The sequence below is a fragment of the Kitasatospora sp. NPDC058184 genome (assembly GCF_042883725.1).
In the GTDB taxonomy this organism is placed as follows: domain Bacteria; phylum Actinomycetota; class Actinomycetes; order Streptomycetales; family Streptomycetaceae; genus Kitasatospora.
In genome coordinates this window covers 55,881-73,680 of sequence record NZ_JBHVVE010000036.1, presented here as the reverse complement: position 1 = coordinate 73,680, position 17,800 = coordinate 55,881, and the positions used below count along the sequence as shown (strand labels likewise).

At 71.4% G+C, this 17,800-nt stretch carries 11 protein-coding genes; 2 read left to right on the top strand and 9 right to left on the bottom strand.

Annotation, left to right across the window (positions count from 1 at the left end):
* Positions 1–302 precede the first annotated feature (302 nt).
* The 9 genes from ACFVXH_RS39140 to eccD all read right to left on the bottom strand — a co-directional run bounded on the left by ACFVXH_RS39140 (position 303) and on the right by eccD (position 11,442).
* Positions 303–1,988 (bottom strand): ribonuclease J, encoded by a 1,686-nt coding sequence (locus ACFVXH_RS39140; RefSeq protein WP_117487801.1) that lies wholly within the window; start codon positions 1,986–1,988, stop codon positions 303–305.
* Between the two features lie 171 nt (positions 1,989–2,159).
* Positions 2,160–3,059, bottom strand: a complete 900-nt coding sequence (dapA, locus tag ACFVXH_RS39135; protein WP_049651676.1) for a 4-hydroxy-tetrahydrodipicolinate synthase — start codon at positions 3,057–3,059, stop codon at positions 2,160–2,162.
* A 215-nt stretch (positions 3,060–3,274) separates the two neighbouring features.
* Entirely contained in the window at positions 3,275–4,006 is a 732-nt protein-coding gene (thyX, locus tag ACFVXH_RS39130; protein ID WP_049651677.1) for an FAD-dependent thymidylate synthase, read from the bottom strand.
* A complete protein-coding gene (locus tag ACFVXH_RS39125) occupies positions 4,003–4,461 on the bottom strand; it encodes a tetratricopeptide repeat protein (protein WP_049651678.1) in 459 nt (152 codons plus the stop codon). The genes thyX and ACFVXH_RS39125 overlap by 4 nt, the downstream gene beginning before the upstream one ends.
* A gap of 70 nt (positions 4,462–4,531) precedes the next feature.
* Entirely contained in the window at positions 4,532–5,278 is a 747-nt protein-coding gene (gene dapB, locus ACFVXH_RS39120; RefSeq protein WP_117487805.1) for a 4-hydroxy-tetrahydrodipicolinate reductase, read from the bottom strand.
* Positions 5,279–5,325: 47 nt separating this feature from the next.
* Positions 5,326–6,678, bottom strand: coding sequence for a pitrilysin family protein (locus ACFVXH_RS39115; protein ID WP_234348371.1), 1,353 nt, complete (start codon positions 6,676–6,678; stop codon positions 5,326–5,328).
* Positions 6,679–6,798: 120 nt separating this feature from the next.
* Entirely contained in the window at positions 6,799–9,006 is a 2,208-nt protein-coding gene (locus ACFVXH_RS39110) for a polyribonucleotide nucleotidyltransferase (protein ID WP_049651681.1), read from the bottom strand.
* Between the two features lie 456 nt (positions 9,007–9,462).
* Positions 9,463–9,753: a 30S ribosomal protein S15 gene (rpsO, locus tag ACFVXH_RS39105; protein ID WP_031072625.1), complete on the bottom strand. Its 291-nt coding sequence runs from the start codon at positions 9,751–9,753 to the stop codon at positions 9,463–9,465.
* A gap of 228 nt (positions 9,754–9,981) precedes the next feature.
* On the bottom strand, positions 9,982–11,442 hold the full coding sequence (eccD, locus tag ACFVXH_RS39100) for a type VII secretion integral membrane protein EccD (protein WP_049651682.1): 1,461 nt from the start codon (positions 11,440–11,442) through the stop codon (positions 9,982–9,984).
* Positions 11,443–11,849: 407 nt separating this feature from the next.
* On the opposite strand from eccD, the gene eccCa reads away from it, so the two are divergent.
* Together eccCa and ACFVXH_RS39090 are read left to right on the top strand one after the other, a co-directional pair.
* The gene (gene eccCa / locus ACFVXH_RS39095) at positions 11,850–15,794 is read left to right on the top strand and encodes a type VII secretion protein EccCa (RefSeq protein ID WP_049651683.1); all 3,945 of its coding nucleotides are present in this window, start codon (positions 11,850–11,852) and stop codon (positions 15,792–15,794) included.
* Between the two features lie 468 nt (positions 15,795–16,262).
* Positions 16,263–17,666, top strand: coding sequence for an APC family permease (locus ACFVXH_RS39090; RefSeq protein ID WP_049651684.1), 1,404 nt, complete (start codon positions 16,263–16,265; stop codon positions 17,664–17,666).
* The last annotated feature ends 134 nt before the right edge of the window (positions 17,667–17,800 follow it).

Below are 17,800 nucleotides of genomic sequence, written 5' to 3'. Positions count from 1 at the left end.
AAGGAACGGACGCTTCCTTCGGACCGCCTTCCAGCGGACCCTCCGGGCTTCGTTCTTTCGTGTTTCCAGCTTATCAGATGTTTTCCGCTCCGTTTTCCGGAGTTTCATTCATCCGATTTGCTTTCGCCTTTCGGCGCTCCCGAACTCTATCAGAGTCTTTCGGTCCGTTTTCCCCGGTCGTTCTCGAATTCGAATCCGAATTCGAGCCCGTTTCCGAGGGGCCGTCCCGTGGGGCAACCCGGAGAACATTACGCACCGGGTCGCCCCACGTCAAACCGGCCTCAGCCGGTCTTGAGCGAGCCTCAGACCTCGACGACGACCGGCAGGATCATCGGCCGGCGGCGGTAGTTGTCCGCGACCCACTTGCCGATGGTCCGGCGGACCAGCTGCTGCACCTGACGGGGCTCCAGCACGCCGTCGCTCGCCGAGCGGTCCAGGCCCTCCTGGAGCTTGGCGACGACCGGGCCGAAGGCGTTGTCGTCGATGCCGGAGCCGCGGGCCTGGATGGTCGGGCCACCGACGATCTTGCCGTTGGTCGAGTCGACCGCGACGAAGACCGAGATGAAGCCCTCCTCGCCGAGGATCTTGCGGTCCTTGAGGGAGGCCTCGGTGATGTCGCCGACCGAGGAGCCGTCCACGTAGACGTACCCGGCCTGCACCTTGCCGACGATCCGGGCGACGCCCTTCTCCAGGTCGACGCAGACGCCGTCCTCCGCGATGACCACGCGGTTGCGCGGCACCCCGGTGGCGATGCCCAGCTCGGCGGCCGCGCGCAGGTGGCGCCACTCGCCGTGGACCGGCATCAGGTTGCGCGGCTTGCAGATGTTGAAGAAGTAGAGCAGCTCGCCGGCCGAGGCGTGGCCGGAGACGTGCACCTTGGCGTTGCCCTTGTGCACGACCTTGGCGCCCCAGCGGGTCAGGCCGTTGATCACCCGGTAGACCGCGTTCTCGTTGCCCGGGATGAGCGAGGAGGCCAGCACGACGGTGTCGCCCTCGACGATGCGGATCTGGTGGTCGCGGTTGGCCATCCGGGACAGCGCCGCCATCGGCTCGCCCTGCGAACCGGTGCAGATCAGCACGACCTCCTTGTCCGGCAGGTCGTCCAGCTGCTTGACGTCCACGACCATGTTGCCGGGGACCTTCAGGTAGCCGAGGTCGCGGGCGATGCCCATGTTGCGGACCATCGAGCGGCCGACGAAGGCGACCTTGCGCTTGTACTCGTGCGCGGCGTCCAGCACCTGCTGGATGCGGTGCACGTGGCTCGCGAAGGAGGCCACGATGATGCGCTTGTCGGCGTTCGCGAAGACGTTGCGCAGCGCCGCCGAGATGTCCCGCTCGTGCGGGATGAAGCCGGGGACCTCGGCGTTGGTGGAGTCCACCAGCAGCAGGTCCATGCCCTCCTCCGCCAGCTTGGCGAAGGTCGGCAGGTCGGTCAGGCGACCGTCCAGCGGGAGCTGGTCCATCTTGAAGTCACCGGTGGCCACGACCATGCCGGCGGGGGTGCGGACCGCGACCGCCAGGGCGTCCGGGATGGAGTGGTTGACGGCGATGAACTCGCAGTCGAAGGGGCCGATGCGCTCGCGCTCGCCCTCCTTGACCTCCAGCACGTACGGCCGGATGCGGTGTTCGGCGAGCTTGGCCTCGATCAGGGCGAGGGTCAGCTTGGAGCCGATCAGCGGGATGTCCGGGTTCTCCCGCAGGAGGAAGGGGACGGCGCCGATGTGGTCCTCGTGCCCGTGGGTGAGGACGATGCCGTCGACCTTGTCGAGACGGTCCCGGATGTAGCTGAAGTCCGGGAGGATCAGGTCCACGCCGGGCTGCTCGTCCTCGGGGAAGAGGACGCCGCAGTCGATGATCAGGATGCGGTCGCCGTACTCGAGGACCGTCATGTTGCGGCCGATCTCGCCGAGGCCGCCGAGCGGAGTGATGCGGAGGGCGCCCTCCTTCAGTGCCGGGGGCGCGCCGAGCTCGGGGTGCGGGTGGCTCAAAAGACTCTCCTCACGACGCGCGCCATATGTCCGGGGTCCTCCCCCTGGAGACATATGGCGCGCGTACTCAGTGTCGTTTTCCTACTGGGTCTGTGCTCTCGCGCCTACGGTCCGGTCCAGCGGCGGACCCGGGGAGGTCCGGCGAGCCGGGGGCGCGCACGTCCGTGTCTGCTAAAGGTGTACCCCGCCGGAGGCGAGATCCTGCTTCAACCGCTCGATCTCCTCGGGCGTCGCTCCGACCAGCGGGAGTCGCAGCGGGCCGGCGGGCAGGCCCTGGAGTTCCAGCGCGGCCTTGGCGAGGATCACGCCCTGGGTGCGGAACATACCGCTGAACACCGGCAGCAGGCGCTGGTGGATGCTCGTGGCCTTGACCACATCGCCCGCCAGGAAGGCCTCGACCATCGCCCGCAGGTCCGCCGCCACCACGTGCCCGACGACGCTGACCACACCGACGGCTCCGACGGACAGCAGCGGCAGGTTGAGGATGTCGTCGCCGGAGTACCAGGCGAGGTCGGCGCGGGCGATGGCCCAGGCCGCGGCGCCGAGGTCGCCCTTGGCGTCCTTGTTGGCGACGATCCGCGGGTGCTCGCCGAGGCGGACCAGCGTCTCGTGGCTCAGCGCGACCCCGCTGCGGCCCGGGATGTCGTACGCCATGACCGGCAGGCCGGTGGCGTCGGCGACCTCGGTGAAGTGCCGGTACAGGCCCTCCTGCGGGGGCTTGTTGTAGTACGGCGTGACGACCAGCAGGCCGTGCGCCCCGGCCGCCTCGGCCTGGCGGGCCAGCTCCACGCTGTGGTGGGTGTCGTTGGTGCCGACGCCGGCCACCACGTGGGCGCGGTCCCCGACCGCCTCGACCACGGCGCGGACCAGCTGGGCCTTCTCGGCGTCGCTGGTGGTCGGGGACTCACCGGTGGTGCCGTTGACGACGAGGCCGTCGTTGCCGGAGTCCACGAGGTGCGTGGCGAGGCGCTGGGCGCCGTCGAGGTCGAGCGCGCCGTCGGCGGTGAACGGGGTGACCATGGCGGTCAGGACCCGGCCGAACGGCGTCTGGGGGGTGGAGGTCGGAGCCATGCGTCCAAAGCTACTCGTAGGCGGTGGGGCGGTACCCATGCCGGTCCGGTGTTCGGACAGGTGCAGCGCGTCGGTGGCGCGGACGTGGGATTCCGGTGCTGCCCGCTCGGGGGTTCGGGCAGCACCGGAATCCGTGTTCACGAATGTAGGGAGCGGCTAGAAAAGCCGCAATCCAGACATGCCAGACACTCTGCCCGTATGCCTGTCGTCCCAGGTCAGGGGGCGACCCGGCCGTGCTTCTCGAAGGCCGCATGGGTGAGCGGCATGAGCCGGGCCCACTGCTCCTCCATCTGCTCGGCGACCATCTCGATCTCGCGCTGCGGGAAGGACGGCACCGCCGAGTTCTCCCGCCGGGTGCGCAGCGACAGGAAGTGCATCAGCGAACGCGAGTTGCAGGTCGCGTACATCGAGGAGAACAGGCCCACCGGCAGCACCGCGCGGGCCACCTCGCGGGCCACCCCGGCGGCCAGCATCTCTTGGTAGCGGGCGTAGGACTCGACGTACGCGGCCTCCATCGCCGCGGTCGTGGTCCGGTGCTGCTCCGGCGTGCCCTCGTGGAACTCGTACTTGCCGGGGCGGCCCTCCTGGACCAGCTTGCGCTCCTCGCCCGGGACGTAGAAGACCGGCTGGAGCTCGCGGTAGCGGCCGGACTCCTCGTTGTACGACCAGCCGCTGCGGTGCCGGTGGAACTCCCGGAACACGAAGATCGGCGCGCTGATGAAGAAGGTCATCGAGTTGTGCTCGAAGGGCGTGCCGTGCCGGTCGCGCATCAGGAAGTTGATCAGGCCCTTGGACTTCTCCGGGTCCTGCTGGAGGGCCTCCAGGGACTGCTCGCCCGCGGTCGAGACCCGGGCCGCCCAGATGACGTCCGAGTCGGCGGCGGCGCTGCGGACCAGCTCCACCGTCACGTCGCTGCGGAAGCTGGGGGCCGTCGGTTCGTCGCTCACGCGTTACTCCTTGCGGGTTCGGTGCTGTGCAGCTTGATGGCGTGCTGCATGGTCTTGCGGGCGCGCGGGGTGTCGCCGGCGTCGGCGTAGGCCACGGCGAGGCGGAACCAGACCCGCCAGTCGCCCGGCGCGTCCTGTGCCTCGGCCTGGCGGCGGGCGAACACCGCGTCGGCCGAGGCCCGGTCGATCCGCCCGCCCTTGCTGCGCTCCAGCTCGTCCACCGGCAGGCCGCCCTCGGCCTCCAGCTCGCGGGCCAGCCGCTCGCTGTCCCGGCCGAAGCGGACGGTCTGGCGCAGGAACCAGACCCCGATCACCGGGATCACGAAGGCGCAGACCCCGATGCCGATGCCGAGCGGCTTGCCGGTGGCGATCAGCTGGACGCCCTCGCCCACGCAGACCAGGGCGACCAGCAGAAGCACGCCGGACAGGACGAAGAAACCGGTACGGGAGGTCATCGGGCCCCTCCGGGGATCGGTACGGTCCGGTTCGGCGTGCTCTGGTACGGCACGGTCTGGTTCGACACTGTCACAGGTCCAGGAAGTGTTCGAGGCCGAAGGTCAGCCCCGGCGTCCCGACGACCTTGCGCACGCCCAGCAGGATGCCCGGCATGAAGCTGCTGTGGTGCAGCGAGTCGTGCCGGATGGTGAGCGTCTCGCCGGTGTCGCCGAACATCACCTGCTGGTGCGCGAGCAGGCCGCGCAGCCGCACCGCGTGCACCGGCACCCCGTCCACGTCGGCGCCGCGCGCGCCGGGCAGGCTGTGGGTGGTCGGGTCCTGCTGCGGCGGCCGGCCGGCCTCGGCCCGGGCGGCGGCGATCAGCTGGGCGGTGCGGGTGGCCGTGCCGCTGGGGGCGTCGGCCTTGCGGTCGTGGTGCAGCTCGACCACCTCGACCGACTCGAAGTACCGGGCGGCGATCTGGGAGAACTTCATGCCGAGGATGGCGCCGATGGAGAAGTTCGGCGCGATCAGCAGGCCGAGCTCCGGGGCCTCGTCCAGCCAGCCGCGGACGGTGGCGAGCCGCTCGTCCGTCCAACCGGTGGTGCCGGTGACCACGTGGATGCCGTGGTGCAGGCAGAAGTCCAGGTTGCCCATCACCGAGTCGGGATGGGTCAGCTCGACGACCGCCTGGGCGCCGGCCTCGGTCAGCTCCTCCAGGTTCGACCCGCGGCCGAGGGTGGCGACCAGCTCCAGGTCCGGCGCGGCCTCCACGGCCTTGACCGCCTCGGAGCCGATCCGTCCCCTGGCGCCGATCACGGCGACACGCAGCGTCATGGCAAAAGTTCCTCTCACCTGGGATTCAGCGGATCCGGAAAAGCGGATCAGACCAGCAGATCGGCGAGCTTGGCGGCCCGCTTGTCGTTGACCGGGCCGATCAGGGCGAGCGACGGCCGGTACGCGCCCAGCACATCACGGGCCACCGCGTGGACGTCCTCCAGGGTCACCGCTGCGATGCGCTCCAGCATCTCGTTCACCGACAGGTGGTGCCCGTAGCTGAGCTCGGCCTTGCCGATCCGGTTCATCAGCGAGCCGGTGTCCTCCATGCCGAGCACGGTGGAGCCGGAGATCTGGCCGATCGCCCGGCCCAGCTCCTCCTCGGTGATGCCCTCCTCGACCACCTTGGCCAGCTCGGCGCGGCAGATCCGCAGCACCTCCTCGACCCGCTTGGGCTGGCAGCCGGCGTAGATGCCGAACAGGCCGCTGTCCGCGTAGGACGAGGAGTACGAGTAGACCGAGTACGCCAGGCCCCGCTTCTCGCGGACCTCCTGGAACAGCCGGGAGCTCATCCCGCCGCCGAGGGCCGCGTTGAGCACGCCCATCGCCCAGCGGCGCTCGTCGTGCCGGGGCACCCCGGGCACGCCCAGCACCAGGTGGGCCTGCTCGGTGGAGCGGTTGAGCACCTCGACCCGGCCGGCCGTGCGCAGCGCCTTGACGCCGCGGCGGGCCTCGGCCGGCGCCGCGGTGGACGCCGCCAGCAGCGGCGCGAAGGCCTGCTCGACCTGCTTGACCACCTTGCGGTGGTCGAGGTTGCCGGCCGCGGCGACGACCAGCTGCTCGGGCCGGTAGCGGCGGCGGTAGAAGCCGGCGATCTGGTCCCGGGTGAGCGTCCTGATGGTCTCCTGGGTGCCGAGGATCGGGCGGCCGAGCGGGCCGCTGCCGAAGATCACCTTGGCGAACAGGTCGTGCACCACGTCGCCCGGGTCGTCCTCGGCCATCGCCATCTCCTCGAGGATGACGCCGCGCTCGGACTCCACGTCCTCGGTGCGGATCAGCGAGCCGGTGAGCATGTCGCAGACCACGTCGATGGCCAGCGGCAGGTCGGTGTCCAGGACCCGGGCGTAGTAGCAGGTGTTCTCCTTCGCGGTGAAGGCGTTCATCTCGCCGCCGACCGCGTCCAGGGCCGCCGAGATGTCCAGCGCGCTGCGCCGCTCGGTGCCCTTGAAGAGCAGGTGCTCCAGGTAGTGGGTGGCGCCGTTGAGCTGCGGGGTCTCGTCCCGCGAGCCGACGCCGACCCAGATGCCGAAGGTCGCGGAGCGCACCGTCGGCAGGGTCTCGGTGACGACCCGAAGGCCGCCGGGGAGCACGGTGCGGCGCACCGTGCCGGCGCCGTCGACGCCCTTGAGCAGGGTCCGGGTCGTGCCGGGACGCTGCGTTACCGCCGGGGCCTGCGCCACGGGGGGTACCTCCAGAGGAAACACACGTGCGGATGGGCACGTACGGACGAACGCGTGGACAACGGGGTGCGGCCCGCACGCCGTGAGGCGTACGGGCCGCGGGGGTCAGCTAGCGGCGCTTCACTCGGAAGCGGCCTCGCCGCCCTCCTCGCCCTCGATGACCGGGATCAGGGAGAGCTTGCCGCGCGGGTCGATCTCGGCGATCTCGACCTGGACCTTGGCGCCGACGCCGAGGACGTCCTCGACGTTCTCGACGCGCTTGCCGCCGGCCAGCTTGCGGATCTGCGAGATGTGCAGCAGGCCGTCCTTGCCCGGCATCAGCGACACGAACGCGCCGAACGTCGTGGTCTTGACCACGGTGCCCAGGTAGCGCTCGCCGACCTCCGGCATGGTCGGGTTGGCGATCTGGTTGATCGTGGTGCGGGCGGCCTCGGCGGCCGGGCCGTCGGCGGCACCGATGTAGATGGTGCCGTCGTCCTCGATCGTGATCTCGGCGCCGGTGTCCTCCTGGATCTGGTTGATCATCTTGCCCTTGGGGCCGATGACCTCACCGATCTTGTCCACCGGGATCTTGATGGTGATGATGCGCGGCGCGTTCGGGGACATCTCGTCGGGCGAGTCGATGGCCTCGTTCATCACGTCGAGGATGTGCAGGCGGGCGTCCTTGGCCTGCTTCAGCGCGGCGGCGAGCACCGACGCCGGGATGCCGTTCAGCTTGGTGTCCAGCTGGAGGGCGGTGATGAAGTTGCGGGTACCGGCGACCTTGAAGTCCATGTCGCCGTACGCGTCCTCGGCGCCGAGGATGTCGGTCAGCGTGACGTAGTGGGTCTCGCCGTCGATCTCCTGGGAGATCAGGCCCATCGCGATACCGGCGACGGCGGCCTTCAGCGGCACACCGGCGTTCAGCAGCGACATGGTCGAGGCGCAGACCGAGCCCATCGAGGTGGAGCCGTTGGAGCTCAGCGCCTCGGAGACCTGGCGGATGGCGTACGGGAACTCCTCGCGGGTCGGCAGCACCGGCAGCAGGGCGCGCTCGGCCAGCGCGCCGTGGCCGATCTCGCGGCGCTTGGGCGAGCCCACGCGGCCGGTCTCACCGACGGAGTACGGCGGGAAGTTGTAGTTGTGCATGTAGCGGCGGCGCGTCTCCGGGGAGAGCGTGTCCAGCTGCTGCTCCATGCGCAGCATGTTCAGCGTGGTGACGCCCAGGATCTGGGTCTCGCCGCGCTCGAACAGGGCCGAGCCGTGCACCCGCGGGATGGCCTCGACCTCGGCGGCCAGGGTGCGGATGTCGGTGACGCCGCGGCCGTCGATGCGGACCTTGTCCTTGATGACGCGCTCGCGGACGACCTTCTTGGTCAGCGCGTTGTAGGCGGCGCTGATCTCCTTCTCGCGGCCCTCGAACTCGGGCAGCAGCTTCTCGGCGGCCAGCGCCTTGACGCGGTCCAGCTCGTTGTTGCGCTCCTGCTTGCCGGCGATGGTCAGCGCCTGGGCGAGCTCGTCCTTGACGGCGGCGGACAGCGCGGCGAGGACGTCGTCCTGGTAGTCCAGGAAGACCGGGAACTCGCCGGTCGGCTTGGCGGCCTGGGCGGCCAGCTGCGACTGCGCGGCGCACAGGACCTTGATGAACGGCTTCGCGGCGTCCAGGCCCGAGGCGACGATCTCCTCGGTCGGCGCCTCGGCGCCGCCCTCGACCAGCTTGATGGTCTTGTCGGTGGCCTCGGCCTCGACCATCATGATCGCGACGTCGCCGTCCGGCAGGACGCGACCGGCGACGACCATGTCGAAGACGGCCGACTCCAGCTCGCTGTGGGTCGGGAAGGCGACCCACTGGCCGTTGATCAGCGCGACGCGGACGCCACCGATCGGGCCGGAGAACGGCAGGCCCGCCAGCTGGGTGGAGGCGGAGGCGGCGTTGATCGCGACCACGTCGTACAGGTGGTCGGGGTTGAGCGCCATCACGGTGACGACGACCTGGACCTCGTTGCGCAGGCCCTTGACGAAGGACGGGCGCAGCGGGCGGTCGATCAGGCGGCAGGTGAGGATCGCGTCCTCGGAGGGCCGGCCCTCGCGACGGAAGAACGAGCCGGGGATGCGGCCCGCGGCGTACATCCGCTCCTCGACGTCCACGGTCAGCGGGAAGAAGTCGAAGTGCTCCTTCGGCTGCTTGGACGCGCTGGTGGCCGACAGCACCATGGTGTCGTCGTCCAGGTAGGCCACGGCGGAGCCGGCGGCCTGACGGGCCAGACGGCCGGTCTCGAAGCGGATGGTACGGGTGCCGAAGGAACCGTTGTCGATCACGGCCTCGGCGTAGAACACGTTCTCTTCCACCTGGAAGATCTCCTCTTTCGTACGTCTCCGGGAGAGCGTCCCCGCGTACTGCCTGCGGTGGGCCCCGGGCCCTCCTCGGGGAGGGCGGCAGTCGGGCCGGTCTTCGATCGAAGCCTCCGGAGTGCCCCGCTCGGTCTGCGGGGGTTCCGACGGCCACTACCGAGGACCGGCGCCTCACGGCTGCCGGGCCCGGAAGGGCGGTCCGCGTCTGGACGCTCTCTCGGATGCGGGCGGCTTCCGTTTGAAGCCTTCGTCCCGCGGGGGGGGTTGGGTCCTTCTGCCCGGGTGGCGCGCTGGTGCGCCATCACCCGGCATGCCCACAACCCTACGGTGCAATCCTCGGCCACCTGGGGAGGTGCGCGCGAGTTGTTATCTGCGGGCGCCGCGGCTCAACGGCCGCGGCATACGCGCGAGGGGCGGCTCCCCGGTGTGGGGAGCCGCCCCCGAGCGGCGGTCTTAGCGGGCGCCACCGGCGGCACCGCGGCGGATGCCCAGGCGGTCGACGAGCGTACGGAAGCGCTCGATGTCCTTCTTGGCCAGGTACTGCAGCAGGCGGCGGCGCTGGCCGACCAGGATCAGCAGGCCACGACGCGAGTGGTGGTCGTGCTTGTGGGTCTTGAGGTGCTCGGTCAGGTCCGAGATACGACGGGAGAGCATGGCCACCTGGACCTCGGGGGAACCGGTGTCGCCCTCCTTCTGGCCGAACTCGGCGAAGATCTGCTTCTTGACGTCAGAGGCGAGAGCCACTGCAACTCCTTCAGGGTCTACCGAGCGGTCCTGGTCGACAACACAGGACTCATCGAGAACTCGGTGTCGCGGGCGCGGCCGGCGGTCGTCGACCCACGGGGGGCGGACACACGGCTGCGCTCGAAGGCCAAGCGTACCAGTGCCGCCCACCCGGCCGTTCGGCGGTCGGGCGAGCGGCTCCGGGGACGGTTCCGGGGCCTCCGCAGGCGGCTCCGGGGGGGCCTGCGGTCAGCTGGTGGCGCCGCGGACCAGCCGGTAGACGTCCAGGACGGCGAGCGCCAGCGGGACGAGCGAGATCAGGGTGAGGCTGTCCACCAGGTCCAGGATGCGCCCCCAGAACGGGGAGACCCCGAGCCGCGGCACCACCAGGGCGATCGCGGTGAGCAGCGCGGCGCCGAAGGCGATCGAGGCGGTCAGCCAGATCGTGCGCAGGTCGAGCTCGGTGGTGGAGCCGGCCGCCCGCAGGAAGAACTGCGGGGTGTGCAGGGACAGCCCGACGATCAGCAGGCTCAGGCCGAGCAGGCCGGCCACGGTGAGGCTGAGCACCTGCGCGGTGTAGCGGAACAGCCGGGCGCGCAGCATGGTGGTCAGGCCCAGGGCGAGCGCGAGCACCTCGGGGAAGGTCTCGTCGGTGAAGCCGAGGACGGCGCAGGCGCCGACCACGACCGCGGCGCAGCCGCCGACCAGGCCGACCAGCACCTCGTGCCCGCGGCGGGCCTGGTGCGCGATCCGCTCGTACTGGACGGCCTCGGCGCGCTCGGCCTCCTCGTCGTAGTCGCGGCTGCGGGTGCGGGTCTGGCCGGGGGCGCTGAAGCCGACCGGCAGCCGGGCGAACCGGGCGGAGAGGCTGGGCAGGAAGCCGACCACGGCGACGGCGGCGACGCCGGTGACGGCGGCGATGTGCCCGGCCGGGGTCTCCGGCAGCAGGACGGCCGCGAAGGTGGCGAGCGCGCCGGCGGTGGAGACCAGGGCGGCGGCGACGAACACCGCGTCCTTCTCCGGCAGCAGGCCGGCCAGCAGCACGGAGACCACCAGGGCCGCGACGCAGCCGACCAGGAACTGGAGCCGGCCGGGGCCGTCCCCGAGGTGGGCGACGGCGATCACGCCGCTGCCGCCGATCATGGCGTGCGGCAGCGCGCCGAGGCCGAGCGCGACGGCCGCGTGGGCGTCCTGGTAGACCCGGGCGCGGACCCCGGCGAGCGCGGTGAGCACGACGGCGGTGACGCCGGCCAGCACGCCGGGCAGGCCGTGCATGTCGTGGCGCAGGTCGGAGAACCAGAGCGCGAAGCCGAGCAGGGTGAGCAGCACCCCGGCGCCGATCAGGCCGAAGCCGCGCATCAGCTCGGCGGTCCAGAACCGGCGGTCGGCCTCGACGGCGCTGGCGATCGCGTCGGCGACGTCGTCGTAGACGGCCGGCGGGAGCGACTCGGCGAAGGGGCGCAGCGCCAGCAGGTCGCCGTCGCGGACCTGCTGGGCGGCCAGCGGCAGCCCGCTGTCGAGCACCGTGCCGTCCCGGCGGACCAGGTGGAAGCCGGTGGGGGTGCCGTCGGGCTGGCTCTGGTTGGCCAGCCGCAGCACCTCGGGGTAGACGTCCGCGAGCGGGACGTCCTCGGGCAGGGCGACGTCGATCCGGCGGTCCGGGGCGACGACGGTCACCCGGCAGTAGCCGGTGGCGGCCGCGGTGCTCACGCTCCCACCCCGCTTCGCCCGGCAGGCGCTCCGCCCACTGCGCGGTGTTCGATGATGAGCTCGCTCCGCTCACTCATGCCCGCACCTCGATCCTTCGACGCACGTGGCGCTCCCCCTTGTTGACGGTGCCGAGGCCCGGCGGCGCTCGGTGTTGCTGTGGAACCGGCCCGACCGGGCCGCGAGTTGGCGCGGCGTTACCCTACCCGTTCGGTTCGTGTCCGGTGCCGGTGCGTGCCGGGCCCTGGCGGGCGGTGCGGGGGCGACCGTTAGGATCGGCGCCTGCGCAGAGGTACGGGGGCTGCGCTGGGTGGGGCGTCCCCAGTCACCGGATTCCCGTACGGAGCGTGCGCAAGTCACGTGAGGGCTGATGCCGAAGTGATCGATCGACGCCGCGGGGTGGATGACACATGGGTGTGATCACGGTCAAGCGACCGGCCAGGGCGTATCCGCCCACCGTGCCGGACGAACCGGTGGAGCTGGTGAGCCCGCCCGAACTGCCCCGGCAGGGCGGCGAGGACTGGCTGATGAGCATCCTGCCGATGCTGGGCATGGGCGGATCGGCGGTGTTCTTCTTCTCGCCGGGGGCCGCCGCACCCATGAAGATCATGGGCGGTCTGATGATCGCCTCGACGGTCGGCATGGTGCTGGCGCAGATCGTCCGGGCCCGCAAGGGCGGCTCGACCGCGATGGCGGACGAGCGGCGCGACTACCTGAAGTACCTCCAGCAGACCCGCCGCCAGGTGCGCCGCACGGCGGAGCGCCAGCGCGGCGCGCTGCTGTTCCTGAACCCGGCCCCGGACCAGCTCTGGTCGATCGTCGAGGACGGCCGCCGGCTGTGGGAACGGCGCACCGGGGACGGCGACTTCGCGCAGATCCGGGTGGGCCTCGGGCCGGTGCAGCTGTCCACGCCGCTGGTGGCGCCGCAGACCGCGCCGATGGACGAGCTGGAGCCGCTGTCGGCGGCCGCGATGCACTCCTTCCTGAAGGCGCACGGCACCCTCCAGGACCTGCCGCTGGCGGTCTCGCTGCGGGCGTTCTACCACATCACGGTGTGCGGGGACCCGGACTCGGTGTACGGGAACGTGCGCGCGATGATCGCCCAACTGACCACCCTGCACTCGCCGGACGACCTGATGGTGGCGGTCGCGGCCGCGCCCGGCGCGGCCGAGGAGTGGGAGTGGACCAAGTGGCTCCCGCACAACCAGCACCGCAAGGAGGCCGACGGCGCGGGCTCGCGCCGGCTGTTCGCCGCCGACCTGGGCGACCTGGAGTACCTGCTCCAGGACGAGCTGGCCGGCCGCCAGCGCTTCGTGCGGGAGGTGGCCCCGCCGGCCGACCAGCCGCACCTGGTGGTCGTCATGGACGGCGCCGGGGTGCCGCACGACTCGCTGCTGGCGAGCCCGGAGGGCGTGCAGGGCGTGACGGTCATCGAGGTGGTGCCGGGCGAGGTCGACGAGCCCAGCGGGCACCTGATGGTGACGGTCAACGCCGAGGAGCTGGTGCTCCGCTCGGCCTCCGGCGCGACGTACACCGGCAAGCCGGACCTGCTCTCGGTGTGGCAGTCCGAGGCGCTGGCACGGCAGTTGGCGCCGTACCGGATCTCGGCCGGCGGGGACGACGAGCCGCTGCTGTCCAACCTCGACTTCACCGACATGATGAGCTCGGGCGACCCGGGCTCCTTCGACGTGGCCCGCAGCTGGCGCCCGCGCGCCCAGCACGAGCGGATGCGGGTGCCGATCGGCGTCGGCGCCAACGGCGAGCACGTCTACCTGGACATCAAGGAGGCCGCGCTGGAGGGCATGGGCCCGCACGGCCTGTGCGTCGGCGCGACCGGTTCCGGCAAGTCGGAGCTGCTGCGCACGCTGGTGCTGGCGCTGGCGATGACCCACTCCTCGGAGATCCTGAACTTCGTCCTCGCCGACTTCAAGGGCGGTGCGACCTTCTCCGGCATGGCGGACATGCCGCACACCTCCGCGGTGATCACCAACCTGGAGGGCGAGCTCACCCTGGTCGACCGCATGCGCGACGCGATCGAGGGCGAGCTGCACCGCCGCCAGGAGCTGCTGCGCTCGGCGGGCAACTACGCCAACATCCACGAGTACGAGCGGGCCCGGGCGGCCGGCGCGGCGCTGGACCCGCTGCCCTCGCTGGTGCTGATCATCGACGAGTTCTCCGAACTCCTCAGCGCCAAGCCCGACTTCATCGAGATGTTCATCCAGATCGGCCGGATCGGCCGCTCGCTGGGCGTGCACCTGCTGCTGGCCTCGCAGCGCCTGGAGGAGGGCAAGCTGCGCGGCCTGGACACCTACCTGTCGTACCGGATCGGTCTGCGCACCTTCTCGGCCGCGGAGTCCCGGGCGGCGATCGGCGTGCCGGACGCGTACCACCTGCCGCCGGTGCCGGGTGTCGGCTACCTGAAGTTCGGCGAGGACGTGATGGACCGGTTCAAGGCCGCCTACGTCTCGGGGCCGTACCGGGCGCCGGGGCAGCAGCGGTCGACCGGCGGGCGGCGGGTCGACACCCGCCCGGTGGAGTTCACCGCCGCCTTCGTGGACCTCCCGGACCCGGTGGAGGTGGAGGTCGTCCCGCAGGCCCCGGAGCAGGACGACGCGCTGGTGGACACCGTCCTGGACGTGTTCGTCCAGCGGATGGCCGGCCAGGGCCCGGCCGCGCACCAGGTGTGGCTGCCGCCGCTGGAGGAGGCGCCGAGCATGGACCACCTGCTGCCGCCGCTGCAGGTCGTGCCGGAGCGCGGGCTGACCGCGCCCGGCTACCCGGCGGGCCGGCTGCGGGCGCCGATCGGCATCGTCGACCGGCCGCGCGAGCAGAAGACGGACATCCTGGAGGTCGACTACGCGGGGGCGGCCGGCCACGGTCTGATCGTGGGCGGCCCGCGCTCCGGCAAGTCGACCGTGGTGCGCACCATGGTCGCCTCGTTCGGCCTCACCCACACCCCGCTGGAGGTGCAGTTCTACCTGCTCGACTTCGGCGCGGGCAGCTTCCAGTCGCTGGGCGGGCTGCCGCACGTCGGCGGGGTGGCCGGGCGCCTGGACGTGGACAAGGTGCGCCGGATGGTCTCCGAGGTGCACGGGGTGCTCAACCGGCGCGAGGAGCTGTTCCGGGCCGCCGGGATCGACACCATCGCCACCTACCGGGCCCGCCGGGCGGCCGGCCGGCTGCCGGACGAGGCCTTCGGCGACGTCTTCCTGGTGATCGACGGCTGGAACACCTTCAAGCAGGAGTTCGAGGGCCTGGAGCCGGTCATCGGCGACATCGCCCAGCGCGGCCTCGGCTACGGCGTGCACCTGGTCATCACCGCGGCCCGGTACGCCGAGGTGCGCCCGGCCCTGAAGGACCTGCTGCAGAACCGGACCGAGCTGAAGCTCGGTGACGCGATGGAGTCCGAGGTCGACCGCCGGGTGGCGCAGAACGTCCCGTCGCTGGCCGGGCGCGGCATCACCCCGGAGCGGCTGCACTTCCTGTCCGGCCTGCCCCGGCTGGACGGCTCCTCCTCGGTGGAGGACCTCCAGAACGGCGTGGCCGGGCTGGTCGCCGCCGTCGACGGGGCCTGGACCGGCCCGCGCGCCCCGCAGGTGCGGATGCTGCCGGCCGTCCTGGACGGCCACGCGCTGCCGAAGGGCTTCGAGCACCCGGAGCGCGGCGTCGCCTTCGGTGTGGACGAGGCGGAGCTGGCACCGGTCTTCGTCAACTTCGAGACCGACCCGCTGTTCATCGTCTTCGGCGACACCGAGTCCGGGAAGTCGGCGGTGCTGCGGATGCTGATCAAGCAGATCACCGAGCGGTACACCCCGGACCAGGCCGGCATCGTGGTCGGCGACTACCGGCGCGCACTGCTCGGCACCGTGCCGCCGGAGTACCTGGTGGAGTACGCGGCCGCGCAGCCGGCCATGGCGGCCATCGTGGACATGCTGCGCGGCGCCTGCTCGCGCCGCCTGCCGGGCCCGGACGTGACCGCCGAGCAGCTGCGCAACCGCAGCTGGTACAGCGGCAAGGACATGTTCGTGATCGTCGACGACTACGAGCTGGTCGCGACGAGCTCGGGCAACCCGCTGGCCCCGCTGGCCGAGTTCCTGCCGTTCGCCCGCGACATCGGCCTGCGGGTGATCGTGGCCCGCAGCGCGGGCGGCGCCGGCCGTTCGCTGTACGAGCCGGTGCTGCAGCGGATGCGCGAGCTCGGCGGCCAGGGCGTGATCCTCTCCGGCAACCGGGACGAGGGCGCGCTGCTGGGGACGGTCAAGCCGCAGGCGCTGCCGCCGGGCCGCGCCGTCTTCGTGTCACGCCGCGTGACCAGCGGGCAGATGGTCCAGACGGGCTGGCTGCCGGTGGCGTAGCCGCGCCGGCCGTCACGGACGGTGAGCGAAGGGGTCGGACTCGTGGAGTCCGACCCCTTCGGCGTCCCGGGTTCCGAAACGTTACCTAGATCTTTCCGGGCGGGGGCTGCGGTTCCCGTACCCCGCCGGGGAGTTGCCGGGCGCCTCAGGGGCACCTGGGCGTATCACCGCTCACTCGAAGTACGACCTTGGAATCGCGGTCCGCCCTCTTTGTTCACCTTCGATTCAATTGCCATGTGGCCAAAGTAACAAGTCGGACAAAGCTGGCAATGACCGAACGTGATCATCGGATCGTATGTCTATGCCGTTCACCGCAACGGATTCCGAAGCAGTTCCGGCGTTGACGCGATCAATACGCCCAAGGTTCCATGGCGGCCAGGGAGCGCCTGGAACCGGACACCGAGCAACCAGCCAGCGGAGGCGATACCGCTCCCACCCCAGCACCGCACAGAGCCGATCGGAAGCCACATGACCGACACGCTTCGCCCGCCACAGACCGTAGCCGCCCCCGCGGCCGAGGCGGCAGCGCCCCAGCAGCTCAAGCGCTCGATCGGCGTCGTGGGCGGCACCCTGCTCACGCTGTCCTGCGTCACCCCCGCCTCGACGCTCTTCGTGATCGTGCCGGAGCTGTTCTCCAGCATCGGCAGCGCCACCGCGCTGGCCATCGCGATCGGCACCGTGCTCTGCGTCGCGGTCGCGTTCTGCTACTCCGAACTCGGCACCCTGATCCCCAGCGCCGGCGGCGAGTACGCGATGGTCGGTACCCTGGCCGGGCGGCTGATGGGCTGGCTGGTCTTCGTGCTCTCCCTGATCGTGGTGATGATCGTCCCCTCGGTCATCGCCCTCGGCACCGCCGACTACCTCGCGCCCGTCCTACACCTCGACAAGGCCATGACCGGCGCCGCCGTGATGCTGGCCGCCACCCTGGCCGGCCTGCTCGACCTGCGCGCCAACGCCTGGATCACCGGCGTCTTCCTGGTCCTGGAGGTCATCGCGGCCGGCGTGGTCTCGGTGCTCGGCTTCGCCCACACCAACAGCGACGCCCCCAGCCTGCTGCACGGCGTGGTCACCGGGGACGGCGGCGCCACCACCACGGTGAGCGTCGGCGCCATCGTCGGCGCGCTCGGCATCGCCCTGTTCATCACCCAGGGCTTCTCCACCGCCGTCTACCTGTCCGAGGAGCTGGAGAACCCGCGCCGCAACGTCTCGCGCACCGTGCTGTGGACGCTCGGCATCTCCTCCGCGATCATCCTGGTCCCGGTCGTCGCGATCACCGTGGGCGCCCCCGACCTGCAGACCCTGGCCTCCGGCGACATCTCCGGCATGGTCACCGCCTGGAGCAACTCCGCGGTCGGCACCTTCATCAGCCTCTGCGTCGCGCTGGCCATCATCAACGCCGGCATCGTCATGGTCATCCAGAACTCCCGGGTGCTGTTCGCCTCCGCCCGCGACAAGGCCTGGCCGGAGCCGGTCAACAAGGCCTTCGGCACCCTCGGCCGGTTCGGCTCGCCGTGGATCGCCACCCTGGCGGTCGGCCTGCCCGGCGCCGCGCTCTGCTTCGTCAAGGGCGAGCTGCTGAGCAACATCACCGGCGTCGCCGTCACCGGGATGTACCTGCTGGTCGCGATCGCCGCGCTGCTCTCCCGCCGCGGCCACCACAAGCACGCCTCCGCCTGGCGGATGCCGCTGTGGCCGGCCGTCCCGGTCGTGCTGATCGCCGTCCTGGTCTACGTGATGACCAAGCTGGACACCGAGCCCCTGCTGTGGACCGGCGGCATCACCGCCGCCGCCACCCTCTACTGGCTGTTCTACCTGCGCCCCCGGCAGGACACCCGCTGGGTGATCAGCCTCCCCGAGGACCAGCAGGACTGACCCCCACCCCTCCCCCACACGGCGGTGGCCCCCGCCCCCCCCCCCCCCCGGGCCCCCCCCCCCCCCCCCCCCCCCCGGCGGCCCCCCCGCCCCCCCCCGGGGGTCCCCCCCCCGCGCCCCCACCGGCCCCCCCG

What these genes read in the sequence shown, in the direction of transcription:
- dapA (WP_049651676.1), bottom strand. Translation starts at nt 3,059, where the DNA reads ATGGCTCCGACCTCCACCCCCCAGACGCCGTTCGGCCGGGTCCTGACC.
- eccCa (WP_049651683.1), top strand. Translation starts at nt 11,850, where the DNA reads ATGGGTGTGATCACGGTCAAGCGACCGGCCAGGGCGTATCCGCCCACC.
- ACFVXH_RS39125 (WP_049651678.1), bottom strand. Translation starts at nt 4,461, where the DNA reads ATGACCTCCCGTACCGGTTTCTTCGTCCTGTCCGGCGTGCTTCTGCTG.
- ACFVXH_RS39090 (WP_049651684.1), top strand. Translation starts at nt 16,263, where the DNA reads ATGACCGACACGCTTCGCCCGCCACAGACCGTAGCCGCCCCCGCGGCC.
- dapB (WP_117487805.1), bottom strand. Translation starts at nt 5,278, where the DNA reads ATGACGCTGCGTGTCGCCGTGATCGGCGCCAGGGGACGGATCGGCTCC.